The organism is Collinsella aerofaciens ATCC 25986 (assembly GCF_964237925.1).
Lineage (GTDB): Bacteria > Actinomycetota > Coriobacteriia > Coriobacteriales > Coriobacteriaceae > Collinsella > Collinsella aerofaciens_BJ.
Window position 1 is genome coordinate 1 of the sequence record NZ_CAXSKI010000037.1, and the last position, 1,299, is coordinate 1,299.

Consider the following 1,299-nt stretch of genomic DNA (forward strand, 5'->3'; position numbering starts at 1 on the left):
GGGGGTGCGGACGATTTCTTGGACCGCGCCTAGGCGTATCCAAGCTTCCTGCGGTACTCCATCGGGCTCAGCCACCCGAGGGACTTCTTGATCCGCTCCTCACGATAGTACACGAGGTAGGCCTCGAGCCTTCCCATGAACTCCTCGGCCGTCACGCCCTCCCAGTCCCTGTAGTGGAAGAACTCGTTCTTGAGGCGCCCGAAGAAGCCCTCGCAGGCCGAGTTGTCCGGGCTGCAGCCCTTCGCGGACATGCTCCTGACCAGGCCGTTCTCCTCGCAGATCCCGATCCACTCCGGCCAGCGGTAGTGGCCGCCCCGGTCCGAGTGGATCGTCGTGCGCCCGCCCGCCGGCCTCGCCGCGCAGGCCTTGAGCAGGCTCGAGTTCGCGAGGCGCTTGTCGGGGTGCAGCCCGATCGACCAGGCGACGGGCATCCCGTCGAAGCAGTCGACGATCGGGCTCAGGTAGACCTTCTCGCCGCCCGGGAGCCTGAACTCGGTGATGTCGGTGAGCCACAGCCGGTTGGGCTCGTCGGCGCGGAACCTCCTGTTCACGAGGTTCTCCGGCGCCTTGGAGACCTCGCCGGCGTAGGAGCTGTAGCCCCGGGCGCGCCTCTTGTTGTAGACGACCTCGAGGCCCTCCTCGCGCATCACGCGGGCCACGCGCTTCTCGCTGGCCCGGACGCCCTCGCGGCGCAGGCGCGCCCAGACGGTGCGGTACCCCCAGCACCCCGAGCCCTCGCGGAAGATGCGCACCACGCGGTCGCGTATGTCGGCGTCGCGGTCGCGCGGCGCGGCGACGCGGGGCCTCCAGTACTCATAGGAGCTCTTCGATATCCTCAAGAAACCCGTGATCGAGCGGAGGGGCAGGGCGGTCGCCCGCCTCAATCTCTCGCCGAGCTCGCACTTGCTCCTGTTCGAGATCGAAGCCGGGTCCCACCCTTCCGCTTTTAGGTCGGCCAACACCGCCCTGAGCAGCAGGTTCTCTATCTGGTCCTCGTTGAGCCCGGCGAGCGGGCCGGTCGCCGGCGGGGCGTAGATCGACTTGTCGGGGCCCAAGCTGGCCTCCTTCCGTGGCGGTTTCCTCGCCCCGATTCTACAGCGCGCCCCGGTGTAGCTGTGCGGGAGGTGCCCCGTCGCCCACTTCTTGGCCGCGCCCACCGAGACCCCCGCGAACTTCGCGGCGGCGGTCGGCCCCATGCCGTCCTCCGTCGCCAGGAGGAAGAGCTCGACCTTCTCCCTGCTGTACATGCGAACCTCCAGTCCGGACCGCCCCGCGGTCCAACTTTCTGTCCGCACCCCC

Annotated in this window: 1 protein-coding gene; it reads right to left on the reverse strand. The window is 68.7% G+C overall.

Annotated elements, in window-relative coordinates:
• Positions 1-29: 29 nt before the first annotated feature.
• A partial coding sequence (locus ACESWY_RS10235) for an IS3 family transposase (protein ID WP_373094355.1) occupies positions 30-1,299 on the reverse strand: 1,270 nt, incomplete at its 5' end.